The sequence below is a fragment of the Flavobacterium branchiicola genome, assembly GCF_018383905.1.
Taxonomy (GTDB): domain Bacteria; phylum Bacteroidota; class Bacteroidia; order Flavobacteriales; family Flavobacteriaceae; genus Flavobacterium; species Flavobacterium branchiicola.
In genome coordinates, this window is the sequence record NZ_JAGYWA010000001.1 from 157,842 (window position 1) to 183,225 (window position 25,384).

Annotated in this window: 21 protein-coding genes; 16 read left to right on the forward strand and 5 right to left on the reverse strand. The window is 33.7% G+C overall.

What is annotated here, in order from left to right:
- Positions 1 to 6: 6 nt before the first annotated feature.
- From porK to topA, 3 genes are all read right to left on the reverse strand, one after another.
- Positions 7 to 1,407, reverse strand: a complete 1,401-nt coding sequence (gene porK, locus KHA98_RS00690; RefSeq protein ID WP_213254355.1) for a T9SS ring complex lipoprotein PorK/GldK — start codon at positions 1,405 to 1,407, stop codon at positions 7 to 9.
- Between the two features lie 261 nt (positions 1,408 to 1,668).
- Positions 1,669 to 2,820: a formimidoylglutamase gene (locus KHA98_RS00695; protein ID WP_213254357.1), complete on the reverse strand. Its 1,152-nt coding sequence runs from the start codon at positions 2,818 to 2,820 to the stop codon at positions 1,669 to 1,671.
- 14 nt (positions 2,821 to 2,834) lie between these two features.
- Complete coding sequence (topA, locus tag KHA98_RS00700) at positions 2,835 to 5,351, reverse strand: type I DNA topoisomerase (RefSeq protein WP_213254359.1); 2,517 nt, start codon at positions 5,349 to 5,351, stop codon at positions 2,835 to 2,837.
- Positions 5,352 to 5,710: 359 nt separating this feature from the next.
- Here topA and miaB point away from each other — a divergent pair, with 359 nt between their 5' ends.
- The 10 genes from miaB (at position 5,711) to KHA98_RS00750 (ending at position 15,519) form a co-directional block, all read left to right on the forward strand.
- A complete protein-coding gene (gene miaB, locus KHA98_RS00705) occupies positions 5,711 to 7,156 on the forward strand; it encodes a tRNA (N6-isopentenyl adenosine(37)-C2)-methylthiotransferase MiaB (RefSeq protein ID WP_213254361.1) in 1,446 nt (481 codons plus the stop codon).
- Positions 7,157 to 7,238: 82 nt separating this feature from the next.
- Positions 7,239 to 7,610 (forward strand): GxxExxY protein, encoded by a 372-nt coding sequence (locus KHA98_RS00710; protein WP_213254363.1) that lies wholly within the window; start codon positions 7,239 to 7,241, stop codon positions 7,608 to 7,610.
- 115 nt (positions 7,611 to 7,725) lie between these two features.
- Entirely contained in the window at positions 7,726 to 8,982 is a 1,257-nt protein-coding gene (locus KHA98_RS00715; RefSeq protein ID WP_213254365.1) for a sigma-54 interaction domain-containing protein, read from the forward strand.
- A gap of 96 nt (positions 8,983 to 9,078) precedes the next feature.
- Complete coding sequence (locus KHA98_RS00720; RefSeq protein WP_213254366.1) at positions 9,079 to 9,597, forward strand: LptE family protein; 519 nt, start codon at positions 9,079 to 9,081, stop codon at positions 9,595 to 9,597.
- Between the two features lie 95 nt (positions 9,598 to 9,692).
- Entirely contained in the window at positions 9,693 to 11,135 is a 1,443-nt protein-coding gene (locus KHA98_RS00725; RefSeq protein ID WP_213254368.1) for a tetratricopeptide repeat protein, read from the forward strand.
- A gap of 3 nt (positions 11,136 to 11,138) precedes the next feature.
- On the forward strand, positions 11,139 to 11,480 hold the full coding sequence (gene secG / locus KHA98_RS00730; protein WP_213254370.1) for a preprotein translocase subunit SecG: 342 nt from the start codon (positions 11,139 to 11,141) through the stop codon (positions 11,478 to 11,480).
- A 140-nt stretch (positions 11,481 to 11,620) separates the two neighbouring features.
- A complete protein-coding gene (locus KHA98_RS00735) occupies positions 11,621 to 11,896 on the forward strand; it encodes a co-chaperone GroES (RefSeq protein ID WP_012023920.1) in 276 nt (91 codons plus the stop codon).
- A gap of 75 nt (positions 11,897 to 11,971) precedes the next feature.
- Positions 11,972 to 12,328, forward strand: coding sequence for a four helix bundle protein (locus KHA98_RS00740; protein WP_213254372.1), 357 nt, complete (start codon positions 11,972 to 11,974; stop codon positions 12,326 to 12,328).
- A 131-nt stretch (positions 12,329 to 12,459) separates the two neighbouring features.
- Positions 12,460 to 14,088 (forward strand): chaperonin GroEL, encoded by a 1,629-nt coding sequence (groL, locus tag KHA98_RS00745; RefSeq protein ID WP_213254374.1) that lies wholly within the window; start codon positions 12,460 to 12,462, stop codon positions 14,086 to 14,088.
- Positions 14,089 to 14,322: 234 nt separating this feature from the next.
- Positions 14,323 to 15,519, forward strand: coding sequence for an alkaline phosphatase family protein (locus KHA98_RS00750; RefSeq protein WP_213254376.1), 1,197 nt, complete (start codon positions 14,323 to 14,325; stop codon positions 15,517 to 15,519).
- A gap of 480 nt (positions 15,520 to 15,999) precedes the next feature.
- Here KHA98_RS00750 and KHA98_RS00755 read toward each other — a convergent pair whose 3' ends face one another.
- Both KHA98_RS00755 and KHA98_RS00760 read right to left on the reverse strand, forming a co-directional pair.
- The gene (locus KHA98_RS00755) at positions 16,000 to 17,529 is read right to left on the reverse strand and encodes a SulP family inorganic anion transporter (RefSeq protein ID WP_213254378.1); all 1,530 of its coding nucleotides are present in this window, start codon (positions 17,527 to 17,529) and stop codon (positions 16,000 to 16,002) included.
- Between the two features lie 703 nt (positions 17,530 to 18,232).
- Positions 18,233 to 18,649: a helix-turn-helix domain-containing protein gene (locus KHA98_RS00760; RefSeq protein ID WP_213254380.1), complete on the reverse strand. Its 417-nt coding sequence runs from the start codon at positions 18,647 to 18,649 to the stop codon at positions 18,233 to 18,235.
- Between the two features lie 479 nt (positions 18,650 to 19,128).
- On the opposite strand from KHA98_RS00760, the gene KHA98_RS00765 reads away from it, so the two are divergent.
- From KHA98_RS00765 to KHA98_RS00790, 6 genes are all read left to right on the forward strand, one after another.
- On the forward strand, positions 19,129 to 19,593 hold the full coding sequence (locus tag KHA98_RS00765; protein ID WP_213254382.1) for a hypothetical protein: 465 nt from the start codon (positions 19,129 to 19,131) through the stop codon (positions 19,591 to 19,593).
- Between the two features lie 420 nt (positions 19,594 to 20,013).
- Entirely contained in the window at positions 20,014 to 21,252 is a 1,239-nt protein-coding gene (locus KHA98_RS00770) for a TMEM143 family protein (protein ID WP_213254384.1), read from the forward strand.
- A 131-nt stretch (positions 21,253 to 21,383) separates the two neighbouring features.
- The gene (locus tag KHA98_RS00775) at positions 21,384 to 22,937 is read left to right on the forward strand and encodes a T9SS type A sorting domain-containing protein (protein ID WP_213254386.1); all 1,554 of its coding nucleotides are present in this window, start codon (positions 21,384 to 21,386) and stop codon (positions 22,935 to 22,937) included.
- Between the two features lie 212 nt (positions 22,938 to 23,149).
- Positions 23,150 to 23,614: an Mpo1 family 2-hydroxy fatty acid dioxygenase gene (locus tag KHA98_RS00780; protein WP_213254388.1), complete on the forward strand. Its 465-nt coding sequence runs from the start codon at positions 23,150 to 23,152 to the stop codon at positions 23,612 to 23,614.
- 85 nt (positions 23,615 to 23,699) lie between these two features.
- Complete coding sequence (locus KHA98_RS00785) at positions 23,700 to 24,440, forward strand: hypothetical protein (protein WP_213254390.1); 741 nt, start codon at positions 23,700 to 23,702, stop codon at positions 24,438 to 24,440.
- 237 nt (positions 24,441 to 24,677) lie between these two features.
- Positions 24,678 to 25,358, forward strand: a complete 681-nt coding sequence (locus tag KHA98_RS00790) for a metal-dependent hydrolase (RefSeq protein ID WP_213254392.1) — start codon at positions 24,678 to 24,680, stop codon at positions 25,356 to 25,358.
- Positions 25,359 to 25,384: the final 26 nt, after the last annotated feature.

A 25,384-nucleotide genomic window follows, 5' to 3' on the forward strand; every position in this document is an offset into this window, starting at 1 on the left:
TATAAATTACTTTTTCTTTTTTCCGCCAGTTACCTGAGTTCCCATGTAATCTTGTACAGTTCTGAAACCAATGTAACTTCTAGCAGAATCAGCATATTCGTGATCACGAGTACTTACTTGTAGGAAGTAAGCAACATCTTTCCAAGATCCTCCACGAACAACTTTTCTTTGATTGTTTCCGTCAATAACGTTAGGGTTCATTGTAGAAACATATTCGTATGCATTTGGATTATAAGCTGAATCTGTCCATTCTGAAACGTTTCCTGCCATATTGTATAATCCGTATCCATTCACTTCGTATGATTTAGCTTCAACAGTATACAAAGCTTCGTCAGCAGCATAATCTCCTCTACTCGGCTTAAAGTTTGCCATGAAGCAACCTCTGTCACTCTTAGTATAAGGACCTCCCCAAGGGTAAGTTGCAGATTCCAGACCTCCTCTTGCAGCATACTCCCATTCTGCCTCTGTTGGTAATCTGAAAGCATTTACTAAGTCACGTCCTTTTTTCTTAGATTTAATAAAACTGTTTTTGTATAAAGTTCTCCAAGCACAAAATGCTTTTGCTTGTTTCCAGGTAACTCCAACTACAGGATAATCTCCGTAAGCTTTGTGCCAGAAATAATCATTGTGCATAGGCTCATTATATGAATAAGCGAAATCTTTAATCCAAACTGTAGTATCAGGGTAAACACTTACTTGCTCTGTTTTAACGAAATCTTTTCTTTTTCCAACTTTTGCTTTTGCAGCAGCCTGAATATCCATCCAAGAATAACGGAATTTCAATTTATTTACATCAATCGTTCTTAAACCATTATATGATTCTTCGATAGGTAAATACATAGAATCCATTACTTCAGTGTAATATTCATCCGGATAAGCTTTAGTATCTTTTACAAGCTTTACTTTTTTGTTTAATTTTCTACCAGCATAAGGATCATCTTTAGTTCCTACACTATAATAGTTATCATACATATATTTATCATATGCCGTCATTTTATCCGGCTCTGAATCATTAAATGCATAATCAGCAATACTACCACCTTTTTTTCCTTTAGAATCTCCGGTTGCTTTTTGCCCAGTTTCATCTGCTAAGATCGCAAGACGAACTCTCATTGTAGAGTCTTTTACCCACTCTACAAACTGACGGTACTCACTATTTGTGATCTCCGTTTCATCCATATAAAATGAACGAACTGTCACAGTTTTAGTCGGAGCATCTTCTACATTAGCTAAATCTGCATCCGATTTACCCATAATAAAAGATCCACCCGGAACCAAAGCCATTCCATAAGGTTTTTCAGGATGCCATTTCCCTCCTGTAACACCAACTAACTCACCTTTGTCACCTGATTTACCACAGCCAATTACCAGTGTTAACATTGCCGCAAATGCAATAAACTTCTTCATATAAATTTGGATTATCTATTCATTATTATAGTTCGTAAACGTATTTATTATTTATCTAAAAAACAATACTAGTTGCGAATTTTATTTTACCGTTCAAAAATAATGTTAAATAAAATAAAAAAAAAATATTTCATCGATAAACTAACTAAAAAAATCGACGTAAAGCGTTAATTTTTTATAGATATAGCTTATTTCTTACTAAATTTGTTAACTAAATTTTCTTAAACTTTAAAAATTTAAGATTTTCATTAAAAAAATGCTTTATAAAGCATTTTTTCGCTGTGCTTTCCACCATCTTTCTGGCAATTCCTGATTGCATGCGCTCAAATATTCATCGTAAGAACACGGTAATAACGTGTTTCTTTTCAATTTATTGTGACCACTTGATTCAAAGGGAATTTCAATCCACCAACGGTCTGTTTTATCACTTTTATAAAAAATAAGTTCTTCATCTTCTATCAGAACAATATATTTTAAGTAATTAATTCTGCTACCAAAAGGATACTCTTTTGAACGATAATGATATCCTTCTATAAAATACCATATAATCTGAGCCATAATAACGGCCTCCGGCATAGTGCTATTGTGATTAAAAATCCCAAAAGACGATACTTTATCACTAATACCAGCATATCTGGCTAGAGAACAAATCTCTTTTCCATTAAATCCATTCGGCTCAAAAGAAATCATATTTGCTGAAGCCGAAGACTTTACAGAGTTCAAATCAATAGAAACCAAATCAGCATCTCTAAAAACAGGCTCTGCCAAAGTTATCTTGTTTGAAATCTCCCCTAAACGATAAGCGTCAAAGAATAATTTCTCAATCAAATCAATCTCTTCCTGAGAGTTATAATAGGTTTGATACCCAATATTACAGTAGTTAAACAGATTGTTTGGTTCGTCGATAATAATATTTGTCAGATAAGAGTTTGCAGAAATAGTTTCGTTTTCTTTACCAAAATCAAAGCGATTATCAACCGAAACCATATTTACCATTTGCTCCAAATCATCATAAGCACGATATAAAGCATAGGTCAAATCCTGGGAACCTCCCACGACTATAGGAATGACTTTATTTTTAATTAAAGAAGAAACAACTTTCTTTACTGCAAAATAAGTATCTTCTACAGAGTCACCCGCTAAAATATCGCCAAGGTCAGCAATTGAAGCATCCCAATTACCAGGAAACATACCATAAAGCTTCTTACGAACAGCCGTAAGATTAACTTCATTTACCATATTAATGTTTCTTCTATCTTCCAGAACACCAATAATAGCAATATTTATTTTACTTATATCCGGAAATTGCTCCTGAGTATGCAAAACTATTTTACTACCCAATTCTTGCGAAGACAACGAACTGATAAATTTTACAATCCCTTCGTTAACTGGTTCTAGAAAATCAAATTCCATTTATAGTACTTAAATTATTTCTTTTTAGCTGCTGGTTTTTTCGCAGGAGCTTTCTTTGCTGTTGTTGTTTTTTTCGCAGGAGTCTTTTTTGCTGGTGTTTTTTTAGCGATCATCTCCTGAACTTCTGCCAATGTCAATTTTGTTGCATCAACATCTTTACTCAATTCAATTTTGATTTTACCCTTAGTAATCACTGAGCGTCCCCAACGGGCTTTTTCAACTAAAATTCCTTCTTCTTCCCAGTTATGAAGAACTTTATCAATGTTTTTCTGTAATTTATCTTCTATTAACTCCTCAACATCAGCTTGCGATAAATTATCAAAATTGTATTTTTTGCTCACATTCACAAAAAGACCATTCCATTTAATAAAAGGACCAAAACGCCCAACACCTTTTTGAACAGGTTCTCCTTTGTAAACTGCAATTGGCGCATCGGCAAGTGCTTTTTCGTCAATCAATTCCTGAGCTCTTTCTTTTGAAACTCCAAGAGGATCTTCTCCTCGAGGTAAAGAAATAAATACACTTCCGTGACGCACATAAGGCCCATAACGACCGTTACTCACTTCTACTTCTTCTCCTTTATATTCACCTAAATTTTTAGGTAACAAAAACAAGTTTAAAGCTTCTCCCAGTGTAATATTTCCAATATTCTGATCTGCCATTAAACTGGCAAACTTTTTATCTTCATCATCTGCTTCTCCAATTTGAGCCATTGGTCCAAATTTTCCTAAACGAACAGAAACTTGTCTTCCGTCAGCATCTTTTCCTAAAATTCTTTCCCCACTTTCACGTTCAGCGTTTGCCTCTACTTCTTTTACATTTGGATGGAATTTATTATAGAATTCCTGCATCATTTTTGCCCAGTCAATATTTCCTTCGGCAATTTCGTCAAAATCCTGCTCTACTTTTGCAGTAAAATTATAATCTAAAATGTTTCCGAAATTCTTAACTAAGAAATCAGTAACAATTGTTCCGATATCTGTTGGAACTAACTTTCCTTTATCAGAACCTGTATTTTCTTTTAAGACTTTTTCTCCTACTTTACTATTTTGCAAAGTAAGTTGTGTATAATTACGCTCCTGACCTTCTAAAGTTCCTTTCTCAACATAATTTCTATTGATGATCGTTGAAATAGTTGGAGCATAAGTTGACGGACGTCCGATTCCAAGTTCTTCTAGTTTCTTAACCAAAGATGCCTCGGTGTAACGTGCCGGTGGTCTTGAATATCGTTCTGTGGCTGTAATATAGTTATTAGCCAGCTTTTCGTTCACTTTTAATGCCGGAAGCATTCCTTCTTGCTCTTCCTCATCATCATCATGCCCTTCCAAATAAACCTTTAAGAAACCTTCAAAAAGCAAAACTTCTCCTGAAGCTGTAAAAAGCTCATTATGATTATCTGCTTCAATCTTTACGTTTGTTCTTTCTAATTGTGCATCACTCATTTGCGAAGCCAAAGTTCTTTTCCAGATCAAATCATACAAACGAGCTTGATCACGATCAATATTTACAGTATGACGTGACATATCTGTAGGACGAATTGCCTCGTGAGCTTCTTGCGCTCCTTTACTTTTAGTTGCAAAAGTTCTCGGTTTAGAAAATTCTTTTCCGTACGATTTTATGATTTCTGCTTCGGCAGCATTCATCGCATCTTTTGAAAGATTTACCGAGTCAGTTCTCATATAAGTAATAAGTCCCGCTTCGTATAAACGCTGTGCTAATTGCATTGTGATTCCAACCGGCAAATACAATTTTCTTGCAGCTTCTTGTTGAAGCGTAGAAGTTGTAAAAGGTGCTGCTGGAGATTTTTTAGTAGGTTTAGTTTCTAAATCTGCTACCTTATATTTAGATCCAATGTTTTTATTTAAAAAATCTTCGGCTTCTTTTTTAGTATTGAAGTTTTTTGGCAGTTTTGCTTTAAAAGCTTTTCCAGCTTCGTTTACAAATTCAGCAACGATAGAATAAGTTGCAACTGCATTAAAGTTTTGAATTTCGCGTTCTCTTTCTACAATTAAACGTACAGAAACAGATTGTACACGTCCGGCAGAAAGTCCGCCTTTAATTTTTCTCCATAAAACCGGAGATAATTCATAACCTACTAAACGGTCTAAAACACGACGCGCTTGTTGTGCATTTACTAAATTATAATCAATCTCTCTTGGGTTCTCAATTGCTTTAAGAATCGCAGATTTTGTAATCTCGTGAAAAACAATTCTTTTGGTTTTTTTCGTATCCAGTTTTAATTCTTCCGCCAAGTGCCATGAAATAGCCTCTCCCTCGCGGTCCTCATCGCTTGCTAACCAAACCATTTCGGCATTCTTAGATAGTGTTTTCAGTTTACTTACCAAGGCTTTTTTATCCGGAGAAACTTCATATTTAGGTTTAAAACCATTCTCTACATCTACTCCTATTTCCTTTGATGGTAAGTCGGCTATGTGACCATAACTTGACTCCACCTGAAAATCGTTTCCAAGAAATTTCTCGATCGTTTTCGCCTTTGCAGGTGACTCCACTATTACTAAATTCTTTGCCATTGCTCTATTTTTCTGCAACAAAAGTATTTATTTTTTTTAAATATTAACCTTATGAATCAATTTTTGAGTTATTTTAATATTATGTTTCTCAAAATTGCAGATTTATCTGTATTCTCACCTATTATATATATAGGTGTAACTTTTAAAGTATTATGACCGAGAAATCGCTTTTTAATTCCGATTTTAGATCTCCTATTTTAAAACACAAATTGGGAATTTAAATCCTACACCTTAAATATTTTAAGAGAAAACCTCCTTGTTTTTCAATGTAAAATCCAAAATTACAAATCTAAAATTCTTTTCTGCCATCTTGTCATATTTAGCACAATTACCCTATCTTTGCACTTTGAAATTTTACAATGGAAAAGATTATTGAAGAAAGCAAACAAGGCGAGAGTCTTGTTTTAGAAAATAAACCTGAGAATACTAAAAAACTTTTTATAGAAAGTTACGGCTGTGCGATGAATTTCTCGGACAGTGAAGTCGTAGCTTCCATTTTATCTGACGGAGGATATAATACCACTTCGGTTTTAGAAGAAGCTGATTTGGTTTTGGTAAATACATGTTCGATTAGAGACAAAGCGGAACAAACGATTCGTAAACGTCTGGAAAAATACAATGCAGTAAAACGAATTAATCCGAAAATGAAAGTAGGCGTTTTGGGCTGTATGGCCGAGCGTTTAAAAAGTCAGTTTTTGGAAGAAGAAAAAATAGTCGACCTTGTTGTTGGTCCTGATGCTTATAAAGATCTTCCAAATTTATTAGCTGAAGTTGAGGAAGGACGCGACGCCATCAATGTAATTTTATCGAAAGAGGAAACGTACGGAGATATTTCGCCTGTTCGTTTGATGAGCAACGGAATTACAGCTTTGGTTTCAATTACTCGTGGATGCGATAATATGTGTACTTTCTGTGTTGTGCCTTTTACACGCGGACGTGAAAGAAGCCGTGAACCTCAAAGTATTATGACTGAAATTCAGGATTTATGGAATAAAGGTTTCAAGGAAATTACTCTTTTAGGTCAAAACGTTGACAGTTATCTTTGGTACGGAGGCGGTTTGAAAAAAGATTTCGTAAACGCTTCTGAAATGCAAAAAGCAACTGCAGTTGATTTTGATCAATTACTTGAAATGGTTGCTGTTGGTTTCCCTAAAATGCGTATTCGATTTTCGACTTCTAATCCGCAGGATATGCACGAAAGTATTTTGCATGTAATTGCGAAATATCCGAATATCTGCAAGCACATTCACTTGCCAGTTCAGTCTGGAAGTAACCGAATTTTGAAAGAAATGAATCGTCTGCATTCTCGTGAAGAATATATGGCTTTGATTGATAAAATCAGAGCAATTGTTCCGGATGCTTCGATTTCGCAAGATATGATTGCAGGTTTCCCAACAGAAACTGAACAAGATCACCAAGACACAATGAGTTTGATGGAATATGTAAAATATAATTTTGGTTATATGTATTCGTATTCTGAACGTCCTGGAACTCTTGCCGGAAGAAAAATGGAAGATAATGTTGAAGAAGAAACAAAAGCAAGAAGATTACAGGAAATTGTCGACTTACAACAAAAACACGCTTGGTTTAGAAGTGAGGAATTTGTTGGAAAAACAGTGGAAGTTTTAGTAGAAAAAGTTTCTAAAAAATCAAAAGAAGAATTCTCAGGAAGAAATTCACAAAGTATTACGGTTGTTTTCCCGAAAGAGAATTATAAAATTGGAGATTTCGTAAACGTAAAAATCACAAGCTGCACGAGTGGAACCCTTAAGGGCGAAGCTGTGGGATTGAGTAGCATGAATTAGTTTTTTTCTTTTGCAACGAATTCCACTAATTAGCACGAATTTTCTTTCTTTATTTCTGTAGATTTGTTTAAATAACAAAATTATGGAATTATACAGAAAAGAAGAATATTACAGAATAGTTGGAATTTGCATGGAAGTTCATAGAATATTAGGCGGCGGTCTTTTGGAAATTGTCTATAAAGATGCATTAGAATATGAATTTAGAAAACATAATATTCCATATGAACGTGAGAAAAAATATGATATTCAATACAAAGACATTGTTCTAGCACATAAATTCTTTGCCGATTTTGTAGTTTATGACGAAATCATTTTAGAAGTTAAAGCTTCTAAAGAAATAGCTGATGAACATATCGCACAAACAATAAATTATTTAAGATTAGCAGATGGTGATTTAGGAATTATCGCTAATTTTAATAAAAAGACATTACAACACAAAAGAGTAATTCATTGACCATTATTTCAAAAATTAGTGAAATTCGAGAAATTCGTGGCAAAAAAAATACAAGCCAATTAGTTTAAGGTCACAGTAAAACCTGAAACAAACAAAAACCTGAAACAAAACACACATGGAAACAGTTCAAGCAATAAAACAACGATTTGAGATTATTGGTAATGATCCGAAATTAAATCGTGCTATCGAAAAAGCCATTCAGGTTGCTCCAACTGATATTTCGGTTATGGTAACTGGAGAAAGTGGTGTTGGTAAAGAAAATATTCCTAGAATTATACATTCCCTTTCACACAGAAAGCATGGTAAATATATTGCTGTAAACTGCGGAGCGATTCCGGAGGGTACAATTGACAGTGAGCTTTTCGGACACGAAAAAGGGGCTTTTACAGGCGCTACAAGCACTCGTGAAGGTTATTTTGAAGTGGCAGACGGCGGAACTATTTTCCTTGACGAAGTTGGAGAACTTCCCTTAACAACTCAGGTTAGATTACTTCGTGTTCTTGAAAACGGTGAATTCATAAAAGTTGGTTCCTCTCAGGTTCAGAAAACCAACGTGAGAATTGTTGCTGCAACCAATGTGAATTTATTTAATGCCATCGAGAAAGGAAAATTCCGTGAAGATTTGTACTATCGTTTAACAACAGTAGAAATTACATTACCGCCTTTGCGTGAGCGAAATGAAGACATTCATTTACTATTTAGAAAATTTGTAGCCGATTTTGCTCATAAATATAAAATGCCGCCTTTAAGACTGGATGATGAAGCGGTACAGCTTTTACAGAAATTCCGATGGAGCGGTAACATTCGTCAGCTTCGAAATGTGGCGGAGCAAATCTCTGTTTTAGAAACCAATCGTGATATTACACTACCAATACTTCAATCGTATTTACCTGCCGAAGGAAGCAATTTACCTTCTGTAATTAACGACAATAAAAAAGAAAGCGATTTTAGTACCGAAAGAGACATACTATATAAGGTGCTTTTTGATATGAGAAGCGATTTGAATGATTTGAAAAAACTGACTTTAGAATTAATGAAAAATGGTTCTTCAAAAGTGCAGGATATCAATCCAAATTTAATTCAGAAAATATACGGTTCTCAGGAAAATGACAGCGAAATTGATTTTGAAGAAGAACCAAGAACTGCTGTAATGACTCCAACAAATCGTGAAGACAATTACCAGATACAAGACGACAATTATTTGTTTGCCGAAACAATCGAGGAAGAAGAGATTTTACGTCTGGAACAGAAAGAAATCGAAATGATCAAAAAATCATTAGAAAAAAACAAAGGAAAACGTAAAGCTGCTGCAGATGAACTAGGTATCTCTGAAAGAACTTTATATAGAAAAATTAAACAATTTGATTTATAAAAATAATTAAATTACAATTTTTAAATTCCAGATTCCAATGATTATATTTGACCAGATTTGGAATTTTAAAACAATTGTAGTTTCCCAACACACATTATGAAAAAAATATATTCTTTACTTGCATTAATGTCTCTTTTCCTTTTAAGCGGTTGTGGTTATTACAACTTTACAGGAACTGGGAAAATTGATGCCAAAACATTTCAGGTTAACTTTTTTCAGAACAATGCCGATTTGATTGAACCGGGTATTGACAGAACTTTTACATTGGCTTTACAGGATTTAATTCAAAATCAGACGAATTTAAATTTAGTTAGCAATAGTGGAGACTTAGTTTATGAAGGTGAAATTGTAGATTACAGAATTACTCCAATGACTGCAACTGCTGTAGGAGCAAATGGTGAAGCAGGAGCAGCACAAAACCGTCTATCAATTAGAGTGAATGTAAGATTCTCAAATAGAAAAAAAGATACTGACAATTTTGAAAAAACTTTCGAGTTTTATAATGACTTCCCAGGAACCGATTTACCAACTGGAGCGGTTTTAAATACAGCGATTCAGACTATTTTTGAGAGAATTACTCAGGATATTTTCAATGAATCATTAGCTAAATGGTAATTTGTTTGTTGAATCGTTTAATCGTAAAACCGTTTACTCGATTAAACAATTAACAAATGAACGATTAAACATTTAAAACGATTAAACAAAAAATAATGAACGTAACCGATTATACATACCTAATAAACAACCCTGATACTGTAACAGAAACACAGGCAGAAGCGTTAGGCAGTGTTTTGAATGAATTTCCATATTTTCAGAGTGCACGCGCATTACGACTTAAGGGGCTTTACAATCAAAACAGCTTTAAGTATAATTATGCCTTAAAGGTTACAGCCGCACATACAACAGATCGTTCTGTTTTATTTGATTTTATTACCTCAGAATCTTATACTCCAATACAAGGAGAATATTATGAACGTAAACTTAAAGAGCTTTTAAATATTACTGTATTTGACAGCGAAATTGTTCTGGCAGAAGAAAAGAAGAAACCGATCGAAGTACGAATTGATCCAATTGAAAAGTCAATTTTAGATTCTATAAAAGAAGCAACAACCGTTACTTTTGAAGAACCAGTTAAAATTGAAGAAAAACCAATTGAGTTTATTGAAAAATCTACTTTAGATGCTATTCAGGAAACACTAACTGTAACTTTTGAAGAACCGGTAACTACCCAGGAAAAAGCAATAGAATCTATAATTGAAGAACCAGCGACAGAAACCCCCGTTAAAGAAGAGACTCCTATAATTAAGGAACCAAGCCGTACTTTTCTGGAAGACAGATTAGATGATGAAATTCCAAGCATTAGAATAGATCCAATTGAAGCATCAGTATTTAATGCTATTAAGGAAGCAGAAAATGTAGTTTTTGAAGAAGCTAAAACTCCGGAAGAAGCAACAGAAATCAAAATTCCGGAAACTATAATCGAAGTTAAGCAAACTGAAATTCCTGAAGAAACGATAGAAATTGAGATTCAGGAAACAAAAACTTTTGAAGCACCGAAGGAAACTGAAGTTCTGGATACGACAATAATTTCTGAAGAAACTGAGGCTATCGAAGATCCTAAAGAAATTGAAGAAACAGTAAAAACAGCCGAAGAAAATTTAGAGATCGGAAAGCCTTTAGATTTTTCTGTGTTCGAGAAACATTCTTTTCAGGAATGGCTGCAATTATCAAGAAATGAACCTATTGACAGAACTATTGAAGCTCCAATAGCCGAAGATTTGACAGAAAACCCAATTGAAAAAGCAGAAAAAACAATTGGAGTTGTTGAAAAAGTCGAAAAAATAGAAGAAATTGAAGAAGAGAAAAAGAAAAAAGCTGAAATAATTGATCGTTTTATAGAAACAAATCCAAAAATTTCTCCGATAAAACAAACCGCAATTACAGCCGCAATTCAGCTTGACATCAATAAAGACGACAGTTCCTATTTAATGACAGAGACTTTAGCACGAGTATATTTGGAGCAAAAAAAATATACAAAAGCAATTCAGGCATATGAAATATTAATTTTGAAATATCCAGAAAAAATTACTTTCTTTGCAGACCGCATATCGGATATAAAGATTTTACAACAAAATAACAATAACAATAATTAAGTAATGAGCACATTTTCAATTTTTTTAGTTTTAATCACAATAGTTTGTTTTCTATTGATCGTAGTTATTATGGTACAAAACCCTAAAGGAGGAGGATTATCTTCTACTATCAGCGGAACTCAAATGTTGGGTGGTGTACAAAAAACAACTGACTTTCTAGATAAAAGTACTTGGACACTAGCAACTATTTTGATTGTTTTAATTTTACTTTCAAGCTTAAGCTTCACAGGATCATTAAACGATACAGGATCTAAAATTATAGAAAAGACAGAAGCTCCTGCTGCAACTACACCAGCTGCACCAGCACAAGGAACTCCTGCTCCGGCTACACCTGCAGCAAAATAATAATTTTGATATAAATTAAAATGCCAGCCTGTCAAAGCTGGCATTTTTTTTAAGAAAAAATGTCAGTTTTAGTAGCATGGCATAATTTCTGAAAGTTCATAGAACATTAAAAAACGTATAACTTATAATACTATAAAATCATGGCTTTAAACATAAAACCGCTTTCAGACCGCGTACTTATCGAACCAGTTGCAGCTGAAACTAAAACTGCTTCAGGAATCTTTATTCCGGACACTGCCAAAGAAAAACCACAAAAAGGAACTGTAGTTGCAGTAGGTAACGGATCTAAAGATCATACAATGACTGTAAAAGTGGGCGATACTGTTCTTTACGGAAAATATGCAGGAACTGAATTAAAATTAGAAGGAACTGATTATTTGATTATGCGCGAAGACGACATCTTAGCAATTATTTAAATAGCTGTAAGCAATAAGCTTTAAGCTTCCTAAAAAGCGTATAGCCTACTGCATAAAGCTTAAAGCCAACAAAAAATGAGAGATTTTAAAAAATACGACATTTGGCAGCTAAGTCATTCTTTAACTTTAGAAATCTATAAATTGACTTCTTCATTTCCGAAAGAAGAATTATACGGATTAACAAGTCAGATTAGAAGGGCTTCCTCCTCAATTCCAACTAACATAAGTGAAGGATGCGGAAGAAACAGTGACAAAGAGTTTAATCAATTTCTCAATATAGCTTTGGGTTCTGCAAATGAAACAGAATACCTATTGATTTTAGCTAAAGATTTGCAATACCTAAACAATGAAATTGCCGAAAATCAATTAGAAAAAATCAATAATATTAAAAGCAAAATTTACAAATTAAAGCAAGTATTAATTAAGCTGTAAGCCATACGCTATAAGCTTTAAGCTTTCCAACAAAGCCTAGAGCCTGCATAAAGCCTAAAGCAAAAAATAAAACACTAATCAGCAGTAGAAAAGCATAAAGCTTAAAGCCTACTGCCTAAAGCAATATAAAAATGGCAAAAGATATAAAATTTGATATTGAAGCACGTGACGGTTTAAAACGTGGTGTTGATGCATTAGCAAATGCTGTAAAAGTAACTCTTGGACCAAAAGGTCGTAACGTAATTATTGGTAAATCATTTGGTGGACCAACGGTTACTAAAGATGGTGTTTCTGTTGCGAAAGAAATCGAATTAAAAGACCCATTAGAAAACATGGGAGCTCAAATGGTGAAAGAAGTTGCTTCTAAAACCAATGATTTAGCTGGAGACGGAACTACAACTGCTACGGTTTTAGCTCAGGCTATCGTAAAAGAAGGTTTGAAAAACGTTGCTGCAGGTGCAAATCCAATGGACTTGAAACGCGGAATTGACAAAGCGGTAGAAACTATCGTTGCTGACCTTGCTAAACAAGCTAAAGTTGTTGGAAGTGACTCTGACAAAATCAAACAAATTGCTTCTATTTCTGCTAACAATGATGAAGTTATTGGTGAATTAATCGCTACTGCTTTCGCTAAAGTTGGAAAAGAAGGAGTTATTACTGTTGAAGAAGCTAAAGGAACTGACACTTTTGTTGATGTTGTTGAAGGAATGCAGTTTGACAGAGGATACCTTTCTCCATACTTTGTAACAAATCCAGAGAAAATGGAAGTTGAATTAGACTCTCCATACATCTTATTATACGACAAAAAAGTTTCTTCTTTAAAAGAATTACTTCCGGTTTTAGAGCCAGTTGCACAATCAGGAAAACCATTATTGATTATTGCTGAAGATGTTGACGGAGAAGCTCTTTCTACATTAGTAGTAAACAAATTAAGAGGTGCTCTTAAAATTGCTGCTGTAAAAGCTCCAGGTTTTGGAGACAGAAGAAAAGCAATGCTAGAAGATATCGCAATCTTAACTGGTGGAACTGTAATTTCTGAAGAAAGAGGTTATACTCTTGAAAATACAACTATCGAAATGTTAGGAAACGCAAAAAGAGTTTCTATCGATAAAGACAATACAACTATCGTAAGCGGTGCTGGTGAGGCTGATATTATCAAAAACAGAGTAAACCAAATTAAAGGTCAGATGGAAACTACTACATCTGATTATGATAAAGAAAAATTACAAGAGCGTTTGGCTAAATTAGCCGGAGGTGTTGCAGTTCTTTACGTTGGTGCAGCTTCTGAAGTTGAAATGAAAGAGAAAAAAGACAGAGTTGATGATGCATTACACGCTACTCGTGCTGCTGTTGAAGAAGGAATCGTTGCTGGAGGTGGTGTAGCGCTATTAAGAGCTAAATTGGCTTTAGCTGACTTAAAAGCTGACAATGCTGACGAAGCAACTGGAATCCAAATCGTTTCTCGTGCTGTTGAATCTCCATTAAGAACTATTGTTGAAAATGCAGGTCTTGAAGGTTCTGTGGTAGTAGCAAAAGTTGGTGAAGGTTCTGGTGATTTTGGTTATAATGCTAAAACTGACGAATACGTAGACATGCTAAAAGCTGGAATTATCGATCCTAAAAAAGTAACTCGTGTTGCATTAGAAAATGCTGCATCTGTTTCTGGAATGATCTTAACTACGGAATGTGCATTAATTGATATTAAAGAAGAAAGCGCTGGCGGAATGCCAATGGGTGGCGGAATGCCAGGAATGATGTAATTCATTCTCTTCTTGAAACTTAAAAGCGTCAGATATTTTTATCTGGCGCTTTTTTTTGTTTGCCACAAATTACACGAATTTCCACTAATTTTTATACGCAATAATTAGAAAAAATAATTTGTGCTAATTCGTGTAATTCGTGGCAAACTTTTTTTATTTATGATTGTTTAACATTCTGTTTTTCATTAAAAACGCTGTAATTAATAACTTTGCAGTTCTATTTAAAATTACAAAATGAGAAAATTCACCACTCACCTTTTACCTTTTACATTCTTACTTCTTACAACTTTTTTACAAGCTCAAAATAAAGACAATTATGTTGTTTTAGTTTCTATGGATGGATTTCGTTGGGATTATGGAAAGCAATTCAATCTTCCGAATTTGAAACAGATTGAAAAAGAAGGCGCTCATGCCAAATCGATGAAACCTTCTTACCCAAGTAAAACTTTCCCTAATCATTATTCTATTGTAACGGGACTTTATCCCGATCATCACGGAATTATCAATAACGTTTTTTATGATGCTGCTTTAAACGAATCCTTTTCGTTATCAAGCGATGCAAAAAATGATTCGCGTTTTTATGGTGGAAATCCGATTTGGAATCTAGCCGAGCAACAAGGAGTAAAAACGGCTTCTTTCTTCTGGCCGGGTTCTGATATTGATCAAAGAAATCCAAGCTATTTCAAAAAATACGATGGTAAAATTCCGTACGGAGCCAGAATCGATACGGTTATGAAATGGTTACAGCTTCCTGAGAAACAGAGACCTCATCTGGTAACTTTGTATTTTGATGAACCAGATCATACGGGACATAATTTTGGACCTCTTTCGCCGGAAAATAAAAAAATGGTTATCAAAATGGATTCAATTATGGGTGAAATATCCCGAAGACTGGATCAATTACCAATCGGAAAACAAATCAATTTAATCATTGTTTCTGATCACGGAATGGCCAATATCAGCAATGATAAAAAAGTAGCAGTTTTAGATTATTTAAAACCAGAATGGCTGGGTTACAAAGATGTAATTAACCCAATTATGAGCTTGCAGGCAAAAGCAGGATTTCAGGATTCGATAGCAAATGCTTTGAAAAAAGTACCACATATTAAATTCTACAAATCAACTGAAGTTCCTGAAAGATTGCATTACGGAACTAATCCTCGTGTTCACGATTTTGTTGTTGAAGCCGATAAAGGATGGAGTTTAGTAAGCAAAGAAAGCACTCATATAAAAGGCGGAACGCACGGTTATGATAATAATGAAAAAGATATGCACGCTATATTTTATGCAAAAGGCCCCGCTTTTAAAGTAAACAAAAGAGTAAAAACATTTCAGAATGTTTCTGTTTATCCTTTAATCGCTCATATTTTAGGTTTACAAATCGGTGAAATTGATGGTAAATTAAGTGATGTAGAATCGACGCTTCGCTAATTAGCAAATTTGTCAATTAGAGAATTAGATAATTGTCACCCTGAGCGTAGTCGAAGGGCACTCCAATTGGCACGTGGACTTCGACTACGCTCAGCCTGACAAAACTTAATCAATTATAAAAAACCAAACCCGACAGTCCCGAAACATCGGGATAAAACTTGACGAGTTTAAACGATGCCGAAGCAATATGATAGATCAATTGCCTCCAGCTTCAGCTGGAGGTCATATAAAGTCACAAAAAAAGGCTTTAGCCAAACTTTGTAGTTCGGCTAAAGCCTTTTTCTTATCATATCTTGATTCCTCCAGCTAAAGCTGAAGGCAATTCAAAAAACAAACCCGACAGGTTTTAAAAACCTGTCGGGTTTACCAACGAATATAAACGTTTTTATATAGCCATTTACTAATTATCTCATTGACAAATTATCTCATTGACACATTCTCAAATTGGCACATTCTCAAATTGGCACATTATCTAATTAACTAAGAAACCACTTTATAAGTTGGATCTTCAATTACATTTACATTAATAACTGCATCGGCATTTTTTAGTAATTGTCTGCAGTCTTCGCTTAAATGCTGTAATTCTACTATTTTATTTTGTTGACTGTATTTTTTTGTCAGATTGTTTAAAGCTTCAATTGCCGACATATCAGAAACACGGCTTTCTTTAAAATCAATTATAACACGAACAGGATCGTTTTGAATATCAAACTTTTCTACAAAAGCAGTTATAGATCCGAAAAATAATGGCCCGTAAATTTCGTAATGTTTTACACCGTTTTCATCGATATAATGTTTAGCACGAATTCTTTTGGCACTTTCCCAGGCAAAAACCAAAGCCGAAAGTATAACCCCAATTAAAACCGCCAAAGCAAGATTATGCAGTACAATTGTAATTACGGCAACTAAAATTCCAACAAAAATATCATGTCTGGGCATTTTGTTTATAATTCTGAAACTTGCCCATTCAAAAGTGGTAATTGCGACCATCATCATCACACCAACTAAAGCTGCCATTGGCAATTTGCCTATAACCGGAGCTCCAAAAAGGATAATAATTAATATGGTTAACGAAGCAATAATTCCTGAAAGTCTTGCACGAGAACCAGCTCCAAGATTTACCAATGTTTGCGCAATCATCGGGCAACCGCCCATTCCGTAGAAAAAGCCGTTTAAAATATTCGAACTTCCTTGTGCAATACATTCGCGATTACTGTTTCCGCGTGTTCCGGTAATTTCGTCGACTAAATTCAGCGTAAGCAAACCTTCGGTCAAACCAACAGCTGCAACAATAACCGAATAAGGAAATATCACTTTTAAAGTTTCAAAAGAAAATGGAATATTCGGAATATGAAAAGGAGGAAATCCGCCTTGTACAGATGCGATATCTTCTACTGTTTTAGTTTCAATATTAAACACAATTACCAATGCAAAAACAACCATAATAGCCACCAAAGAAGCCGGAACTGCTTTTGTAATTTTAGGAAAAATTAAAACAATTGCAACGGTTAAAGCTACCAAACCCAGCATAATATACAAAGGTGTTCCCTGAAGCCAGGAAACCTGCCCATTTACAACAGTTTTAAACTGTTCTAACTGCGACATGAAAATAACAACCGCCAAACCGTTTACAAAACCAAACATTACGGGTTGGGGAACTAATCGTATAAATTTACCGAGTTTAAAAAGGCCAATGCAAATTTGAACTACACCGCCAAGTGCAACAGCTGCAAAAACATATTCTATACCGTGCGATTTCATCAAGGCAATTAAAACAATCACGGTTGCTCCTGCCCCGCCCGAAATCATTCCCGGTCTTCCTCCAAAAATAGCCGTTACCAATCCTGCAATAAATGCCGCATATAAACCAACCAAAGGCGGAAATCCGGCTAAAATAGCAAACGACAAAGATTCCGGAATCATAGTCATTGCCACTGTTAAACCCGCTAAAATTTCATTTTTGTAATTGACTTTCTGAGTAAAATCGAAGAGTTGGAATGCTTTTTTCATAGAGCACAAAATTAAAAAAATAATGCGCAAAAAAAGAACAAACCTTTCTGGAACTAATAAGAAACAGGAAAGAATATAAAAGTTATGTTTTCTAAATTAAACTAACTGTTCTAAAAGTAAAATGAAAACCGTAAGAATAAAACTGATCATCTTAGTTATTAATTTTAAAAAATAAATTAGCACGCAAAATTACTTACAAAAAAGAAAACACAACTGCGTACTTACACCTGATTTTCAATAATTAACCAAAATCTACTCTAATCTAACACAAGTATATCCCAAACAATTTACGTAATCTATAATATTATCGCATTGCAGGTCTATGCCTTCGACCCTTAATATTTTATCGCAATCTTCCAGATCAAAATTTATTTTATAATCCGGAAATTGAGTTTGTATAACGGCGATGACATAATTTTTATCTGATTCTTTCTGGACATTTGTTTTAAAAACCTCAACAACCATAACTTTTTATTTTAACTCTTTTTCTTAAAAAAAGATCTCGTGGCATTTAATTTTTTAAAATTAGGCAAAAACTTTTAGAATCAAAGCTAAATTATAAGTAAATTCTTTCTATTAATTATTTTAAAAAAGTTACGAAGTTTGTTAAAGATGAATAAAATTACCTTTTGTCCTAAAAACAAAAAAAAGAGACTTTCTAAAAAGTCTCTTTTCATTTTATAATCTTTACAAAAATATATTTCTATTTAATTAACTTCTCCAAATAAGAAATCTTCTCTTTTTCAGATTCTAATAAACGCTCGTAAAGCTTTTTATTTTCATCATAAAGTTCTACAACCTTATCTAATGGATTAAATGAGCAATTATTATTTTGACCGAATGCACCTTGACTGTTACTAAAATCGGGATCATTAAAAGTGTTGAAATAATTGATTATTCCTTCATCACTATAATTCTTGATTGCTTCAGGAGAAACACCTAAAACTTCCGCAATTTTCTTTAGTTTTTCCTCATCAACAATTTCACTTCCTTCAATGTTAGAAATAGTTTGTTGACTTAAGCCAATTTCAATTGCCAAAGCTTCCTGCTTCATTCCTCTAAGCTCTCTAATTCGGCTGATATTTCGGCCAATATGTTTTGGTTTTGCTATTGTATCCATAAATCAAAGATATTTAATTTTTTTGAGAAATTTTTCTGTTTGGTAAATTACCACTTTAGTATTCGTAAGATACAAATATGTAATAAGTCAGCAAACAAAAATATAACTTTTCGTACAATTTTAAATTTAACTATCTACCCGTTGGGTGTAATTATTTAAAAATGCTCCTTTGAATAAAATAGCACGCGGATTAAACGGATTTACTTCGTAAAGACGCGGATAAAAACGGATTTTTTTAAATTCTTTCTACAAATCCGTTTTTGTCCGCGTTTTCGTGATAACGAATCTGTCTAATCCGCGTCAAAATTTATACTATTTTGTTTAACTATCAATAAAATAAAACGTCGCTAAATAGGTTTATATAACAGGAAATATTCTAGATATCTTTCTTCTTTTAAAAAAGAGCATCTTCAAACTAATTTTCTTACATAAATAAGTATCTTCGCACCCATCAACCACTAACCAAAATTTTCAAAAAAATGTCTTTTTTTAATTTATTTAGAAAATCAGAGATAGAATGCCCCAGATGTCTCGGAAAAGGATTTGTTGATTGGGAAGATATTAATCGATTAAATAAACAATTAAAATGGACTCCTGCTCCCTGCGCTTATTGTAATGCTACGGGAAAAACGGACAAAGAAATGCTTTCTAAAGTCTCGGTAGACTGCACTTACCTTACGATTGATTTACCAGATCTGGAAGTCGAAAAAATAAAAAACGGAGATCCTGAAACCATTGCAAAAGGAAAACAGCGCGAGCTTTTTGTAGACAATCTTATAAAATATGCCGAAAATCTATATGTAACTCAAAATATGGATGCCGAAAATATTGCCGATTTATATTTAAATACTCAGGAAGAAAAAGCGCATTTTTCTGTAAACAAACAGGAACTAATAAAATACATTCAGGGAATAATCGAATTAAAAAAAGCGAAACTCAATTAAAAAAGAAATCCCCGAATGATTCCCAACACAGACAAAACCTCTTAGTTTTTAGCCACTTTGAAACTTTGTTACTATGAAACTTTGGATCTTTAAAAAAACAGGTATAAATACGCATAGCCAACCTATTATTTAGTGGTAAAATTGCACCGAATAGTTTTTAATTAGAATATTGTTTCTGCAAGGAAACAGTATAAATTTTGTCACTTTTTTTTTGGAACAAAAGTGGGATTTCAAATCGCTGGAACCGGTTACGAAATCCCACTTTTTTTATGCTTTAAAAATTTACTTGAAAGTGCTCAAATTTTATTTGCAATCGTGTAAGATTATTCAATATCACACAAAAAAACTTTTCAAAATCAAATTTCAGGCAGTATTTTTGCACTCTCTAAACGCCACGATATTAAAGCCCAGAAATTGAAAATGATCCTAGAACATTATATACCATTCCATAAAGAATTTTTATTGGAGCAGCAATTAGCAGCTTTTGCCGGAGATCCTGAAAAAGCAGCTGATTTTAAAAATCTTTTCGATATTATCGAACATTATTTTCATTATGAATCTTTTAATTTAAACCGAAACCTAAAGCAAAACTATGCTTTATTCGACCCGGATTTAAGCGAAAAAGAACGTAAACGATTTATAGGTAAAAGCAATTTTCCCATTTTTAAGGAAACTTTGCTTACGGTTTTAGAACGTGGTAACTATTATAGAATTGATCAGGAAACTTTAACATCGGCGTTTAAAGAATCTGATTTGATTGGTTTGAATCTGGCAATTGATTTTAATGCTTTTAAAGATTACGAAGTGTATGCCCGTGGTCATCATAAAGCAAAGGAAAAGGTCAAAAAATATTTTTTCTGGAAAAAGGAAGTTGAAATCGAATATTACGATCGTGTACTTATTTACCTGAATTACAGCGATGCCGATTTTCTACATGCAAAAAAAGTCAAATTAGGAAAAATGCCCATTGATCCGGGTTCTATTGCGCTAAAAATCTTTAAGCGTGTTCCTAAAAATGATCTCGAAACGATTTTCCCCAATGCAATTCCTAAAATGTCTATTAAAGACAAAATGCTGCTTTGGGTTCCGGGAATTTTTGGTGGACTTTCGTTATTAAGTGCCAAAGTAATTCCGGCTTTGATTAATATGTATCAGGCGTATCAAACCGGAGAAACTATCGATTTACTAAACAGTAAAACTTCTTTAAACCAGGGATTAATTGCTCTCGGATTTTTGTCGGCTTACTGCTTTCGTCAGTACAATAACTTTATAAACAAAAAGATCAGATATTCTAAAATGCTTTCAGACAGTTTGTATTTTAAGAATCTTGGTAATAATAGCGGTGCATTTTATTCGCTTTTGAATTCTTCTGAAGAAGAGGTTTTAAAGGAAACTATTCTTGCTTATACTTTTTTATATCAAAGTGAAAAACCTTTAACAGCCGAAGAACTTGATTCGCAAATTGAATCCTGGTTTAAAACCCATCTCAAAACCGATTTAGACTTTGATGTTAATGATGCTTTACTGAAACTAAAAAGCATTGGTTTAGGAATAGAAACTAACGGAAAATGGAATGTTCTTCCGTTAAATCAGGCGCTTATTCAAATTGATCAGTTATGGGATAGTATTTTTGAGTATAATCAGAAATTAGTTGAATAAAAAAGACCAAAATGTGGTTTCCCGTAATTAGAATAAGTAGTTAATAATGATATTTGCCTCTTAATCCTGAATATTGGTTTTCTTAGGCCTTTTCAGGATAAAACTTACTATTATCAAAACTAAAATAACCTATGCAAAAAACTTTACTCTATTTCTTATTCTTATTAAACTTTACCTTATACGGACAAACATCCTTACAATGGCAAAAATCGATTGGCGCCCAACTAGAAGATGTTGGCTCTAAAATACTTAAAACCAAAGATGGCGGTTATATCGTTCTGGCATATTCCTCATCTACTGATGGCAATATGGCCGATAATCATGGTAGTTATGATATTGTAGTTATAAAACTAAATAGTGCAAAAACTATTGAATGGCAAAAATCTTATGGCGGAAGTAAACTAGAATCAGGCCGCTCAATTATAGAAACAAAAGACGGTGGTTACATTATTGTAGGAGAATCTTATTCTGCAGATGGAGATGTTTCCGGACATCATGGTACCACAGATTATACTGATCTTTGGCTTCTTAAAATAGCATCTGATGGTCAACTAGAATGGCAAAAAAGCTTAGGTGGTTCAGCTACTGACGCCGGAGTTGGAATAGTCGCTGTAACAGATGGATATGTAATTGGTGGAACAGTTGGATCTAATGATGGAGATGTAAAAAGTTCTAAGTACCCTCCTGGTAGTGGTAATATTGATTTCTGGGTTGTGAAAGTAAGTATTAGTGGTAATCTTATTTGGGAAAAATCATATGGTGGCAAAAATGGAGAAGAATGTAATTCTATAGCACCAACCTCTGATGGTGGTTTTATATTAAGTGGAAATACTACATCATCTGATGGAGATGTTACTGGATATCATGATGACTTTGATTATTGGGTTGTTAAGCTTAATAGCCTTGGAGAAATGGAATGGCAAAAAACACTTGGTGGGAAAAAATTTGATAATGCTGTATCTGCAATACAAGACTCAGAAGGAAATTATATCGTTACAGGCTACACTGGCTCAAGTGATGGTGATATTACAAATGCTAAAGATGGCGGAGATGCATGGGTGGTTAAACTTAATTCTAATGGAAATATTGTTTGGCAAAAATCGCTTGGCGGGTTAGGAGGAGATTACTTATATTCTGTTGTTCAGACTTTAGATGGAGGCTATGTCCTTGCAGGAGATACTTCTTCAAACGATGGTGATGCCACTGGCCATCATGGTACTGAATTTAATTTTGATTTCTGGATAATCAAATTATCAAATAATGGAAATGTAGAGTGGAGTAAATCCTTGGGAGGATCTAATCATGATACCGCCAGTGGAATTATTGAAACCGGAAATGAAAATTATACTGTAATTGGATATTCGGAATCAAATGATGGTGACTTACTAACTAACAATGGAAAAAATGACATTTGGATAGTAAATCTGGGAAATAATTTAGGAGTACCTGAAAAAACTGTGAGTCAATCTTTTAGTTTTTATCCTAATCCAACAAAGGATTTCATTAATTTAAATGTAGACTCAAATGTTATCGGTTCTAATTATAAAATCTATGATCAATATTCAAAACTGCTTAAAACCGGAAAATTAGAATCAGAGCATTCCATAGTACAAATTAGCGATTTACCAACTGGTATTTATTTCTTGAAAATTTTAGACTCCAATTTAAAAATCATAAAGAATTAGCTTATTAAACATAAAGAATAAAAAAGCGCAATTTTTGTAAAATTGTGCTTTTTTAATGCTCTTTAATCTCATCAAATAATAATTTCTAACAGACTAGAAAAACAACATAAAAGTCAAAAAAGATATTATCATTACATCTGCTAAAAATAATGCAAAGTCAAACCTAAAAGAAATTTTATTAGATTTACGTAACTAACCTTAAAACCAAAAAAATGAGAACATTAGACCAATGGTTTGCAGAATATGCCGTAAGTCATCAGAATCCAACAAACAAAGCGATACACTATATTTGTGTTCCGGCGATTTTCTTTTCGATTGTGGGTTTAATAATGAGTATTCCAAGCGGTATTATCTCGGGTTCTCTAAAATTGAATATACCAATTATCGAAAACTGGGCTTTTGTTGTCCTGCTTTTTGTTCTTGTTTTCTATATCAGATTGTCAGTTGCTATGGCGGCAAAAATTGCTGTTTTCTCTGCAATTTGTCTAATTGTAAATTATTATGTCGGACAATTTGTTCCTCTTTGGATGTTTTCTATTGGTGTTTTTGTAATCGCCTGGATTGGTCAGTTTTACGGTCATAACATTGAGGGCAAGAAACCTTCATTCTTAAAAGATCTTCAGTTTTTATTAATTGGACCAGCCTGGGTTGTCGAGAATTTATTTTCCAGAAAATAAAAATGAATTTTATTACTTATTAATTTTCAATTAGTTACAACTTAATCTCTTAACTTTATCCTTCTGTAAATTCAATATTGAAAGGATGGATAAAAAAGAAATCAAAATTGAAAATTATGATATTTTTACCTACAGACGCATCAGACGCGCGATTGGGTATTTGGGTATAAGCCTGCCCATACTTTTGGTTGGATTCTCTTTAATTTCTTTTTTTGAAACCCGGATACAGCCGTCGATTAGTGATTATTATTATACCAATTTAAGAGAAATCTTTACAGGGACTTTGTGCGCTGTCGGGTTGTTTCTTATTCGGTATAAAGGTCACGGTAATATTTCTTTCTGGAAAAACGACAATCTCCTTACTAATATTGCCGGAATCATGGCGATTGGAGTTGCATTGGTTCCAACAAATCCGGCAAAAATTTGTCAGAAAATTTACACTTTTATTCCATCCACAAAAAGTTGGCTGGGCTGGCTTCATTATGGTTTTGCCGGTATTTTCTTTTTGATACTGGCTTTGCTTGCTATAAATGTTTTTACTATTGGTCAGGCAAACGAAACCAGAGCCCCTAAAAGCATTTTAAACGAAAATAATATCTATAAAGTTTGTGGCTATTTGATTCTTGCTGCATTAATTATGGTTCCCGTTTCCGGATATTTAAACCTCTTCTCCTATTCAACTTTGGTTTTTGAAGCCATTGCACTTTTTGCTTTTGGAATTGCCTGGTTGATAAAAGGAAGAGCCCTAGGAGATCAGGGAAAAATAGGTCAAAAATTATATCAGGAAAATAATGCTGTAGATACCGAAAAAATACTGGAAGAATAAAAAGGCATATCGTTTGACATTAAGTTTACTTGTTGGTTATATTATTAACACATAGGAACATAGATATTGGAAACTTAAAAAAAGGCGTTTCACTAATTCAAATGCACATAGCTATGTGTTAAAAACGTGTTTTTTTTAAACATTCTTTCATTTAAAAAAAAATCTATGTTTCTATGTGTTTATCAATTGTTTTCACCAGATTTTTAAAATAGTTATTAATTTCTAAATGTATTTATCATGAAAGTAACGTATTATGGACATTCCTGCTTTTCGGTTTTAGCAAATGGCAAACACCTTCTCTTCGATCCTTTTATTACTCCAAACGAATTAGCAAAAGACATTAATGTCGATGAAATAAAAGCCGATTATATCTTTATTTCTCATGCTCATTACGATCACATACTCGACGTTGAACGAATCGCAAAAAACACTGGAGCCAAAGTTCTTGGGAATTTTGAAATCTACAACTGGCTTTTAAAAAACGGAATCGAAAATGCGCATCCGATTAATCCGGGCGGTAAATTTGATTTTGATTTCGGACGTGTAAAATGTGTTATTGCACAGCATCCGAGCAGTTTTATGGATGGCAGTTATGGCGGAATTGCAACTGGTTTTGTTCTCACAACTGTCGACGGGAATTTTTATTACAGCGGTGACACAGCTTTAACCTTAGATATGAAACTGATTCCGCAATTCACCAAATTAGATTTTGCTGTTTTCCCAATTGGTGACGGACTTACAATGGGTGTTGAGGAAGCAATTGAAGCTTCTAAACTTGTTGAAGTCAATAAAATTTTAGGCGTACATTATGATACGTTTGGTTTTATTGTAATGGATCATCAAAAAGCAACTGACGCTTTTACAAATGCCAATTTAAACCTCTATTTGCCAAAAATTGGAAGTACAATTGACATTTAATTTTTCTGAATATCGCTAATTCTCAT

What these genes read in the sequence shown, in the direction of transcription:
- KHA98_RS00740 (WP_213254372.1), top strand. Translation starts at nt 11,972, where the DNA reads ATGAGAGATTTTAAAAAATACGACATTTGGCAGCTAAGTCATTCTTTA.
- topA (WP_213254359.1), bottom strand. Translation starts at nt 5,351, where the DNA reads ATGGCAAAGAATTTAGTAATAGTGGAGTCACCTGCAAAGGCGAAAACG.
- KHA98_RS00735 (WP_012023920.1), top strand. Translation starts at nt 11,621, where the DNA reads ATGGCTTTAAACATAAAACCGCTTTCAGACCGCGTACTTATCGAACCA.
- KHA98_RS00750 (WP_213254376.1), top strand. Translation starts at nt 14,323, where the DNA reads ATGAGAAAATTCACCACTCACCTTTTACCTTTTACATTCTTACTTCTT.
- KHA98_RS00695 (WP_213254357.1), bottom strand. Translation starts at nt 2,820, where the DNA reads ATGGAATTTGATTTTCTAGAACCAGTTAACGAAGGGATTGTAAAATTT.
- KHA98_RS00775 (WP_213254386.1), top strand. Translation starts at nt 21,384, where the DNA reads ATGCAAAAAACTTTACTCTATTTCTTATTCTTATTAAACTTTACCTTA.
- KHA98_RS00785 (WP_213254390.1), top strand. Translation starts at nt 23,700, where the DNA reads ATGGATAAAAAAGAAATCAAAATTGAAAATTATGATATTTTTACCTAC.
- KHA98_RS00710 (WP_213254363.1), top strand. Translation starts at nt 7,239, where the DNA reads ATGGAATTATACAGAAAAGAAGAATATTACAGAATAGTTGGAATTTGC.
- KHA98_RS00725 (WP_213254368.1), top strand. Translation starts at nt 9,693, where the DNA reads ATGAACGTAACCGATTATACATACCTAATAAACAACCCTGATACTGTA.
- KHA98_RS00715 (WP_213254365.1), top strand. Translation starts at nt 7,726, where the DNA reads ATGGAAACAGTTCAAGCAATAAAACAACGATTTGAGATTATTGGTAAT.
- KHA98_RS00765 (WP_213254382.1), top strand. Translation starts at nt 19,129, where the DNA reads ATGTCTTTTTTTAATTTATTTAGAAAATCAGAGATAGAATGCCCCAGA.
- KHA98_RS00760 (WP_213254380.1), bottom strand. Translation starts at nt 18,649, where the DNA reads ATGGATACAATAGCAAAACCAAAACATATTGGCCGAAATATCAGCCGA.
- secG (WP_213254370.1), top strand. Translation starts at nt 11,139, where the DNA reads ATGAGCACATTTTCAATTTTTTTAGTTTTAATCACAATAGTTTGTTTT.
- KHA98_RS00770 (WP_213254384.1), top strand. Translation starts at nt 20,014, where the DNA reads ATGATCCTAGAACATTATATACCATTCCATAAAGAATTTTTATTGGAG.
- KHA98_RS00790 (WP_213254392.1), top strand. Translation starts at nt 24,678, where the DNA reads ATGAAAGTAACGTATTATGGACATTCCTGCTTTTCGGTTTTAGCAAAT.
- KHA98_RS00720 (WP_213254366.1), top strand. Translation starts at nt 9,079, where the DNA reads ATGAAAAAAATATATTCTTTACTTGCATTAATGTCTCTTTTCCTTTTA.
- porK (WP_213254355.1), bottom strand. Translation starts at nt 1,407, where the DNA reads ATGAAGAAGTTTATTGCATTTGCGGCAATGTTAACACTGGTAATTGGC.
- KHA98_RS00755 (WP_213254378.1), bottom strand. Translation starts at nt 17,529, where the DNA reads ATGAAAAAAGCATTCCAACTCTTCGATTTTACTCAGAAAGTCAATTAC.
- groL (WP_213254374.1), top strand. Translation starts at nt 12,460, where the DNA reads ATGGCAAAAGATATAAAATTTGATATTGAAGCACGTGACGGTTTAAAA.
- KHA98_RS00780 (WP_213254388.1), top strand. Translation starts at nt 23,150, where the DNA reads ATGAGAACATTAGACCAATGGTTTGCAGAATATGCCGTAAGTCATCAG.
- miaB (WP_213254361.1), top strand. Translation starts at nt 5,711, where the DNA reads ATGGAAAAGATTATTGAAGAAAGCAAACAAGGCGAGAGTCTTGTTTTA.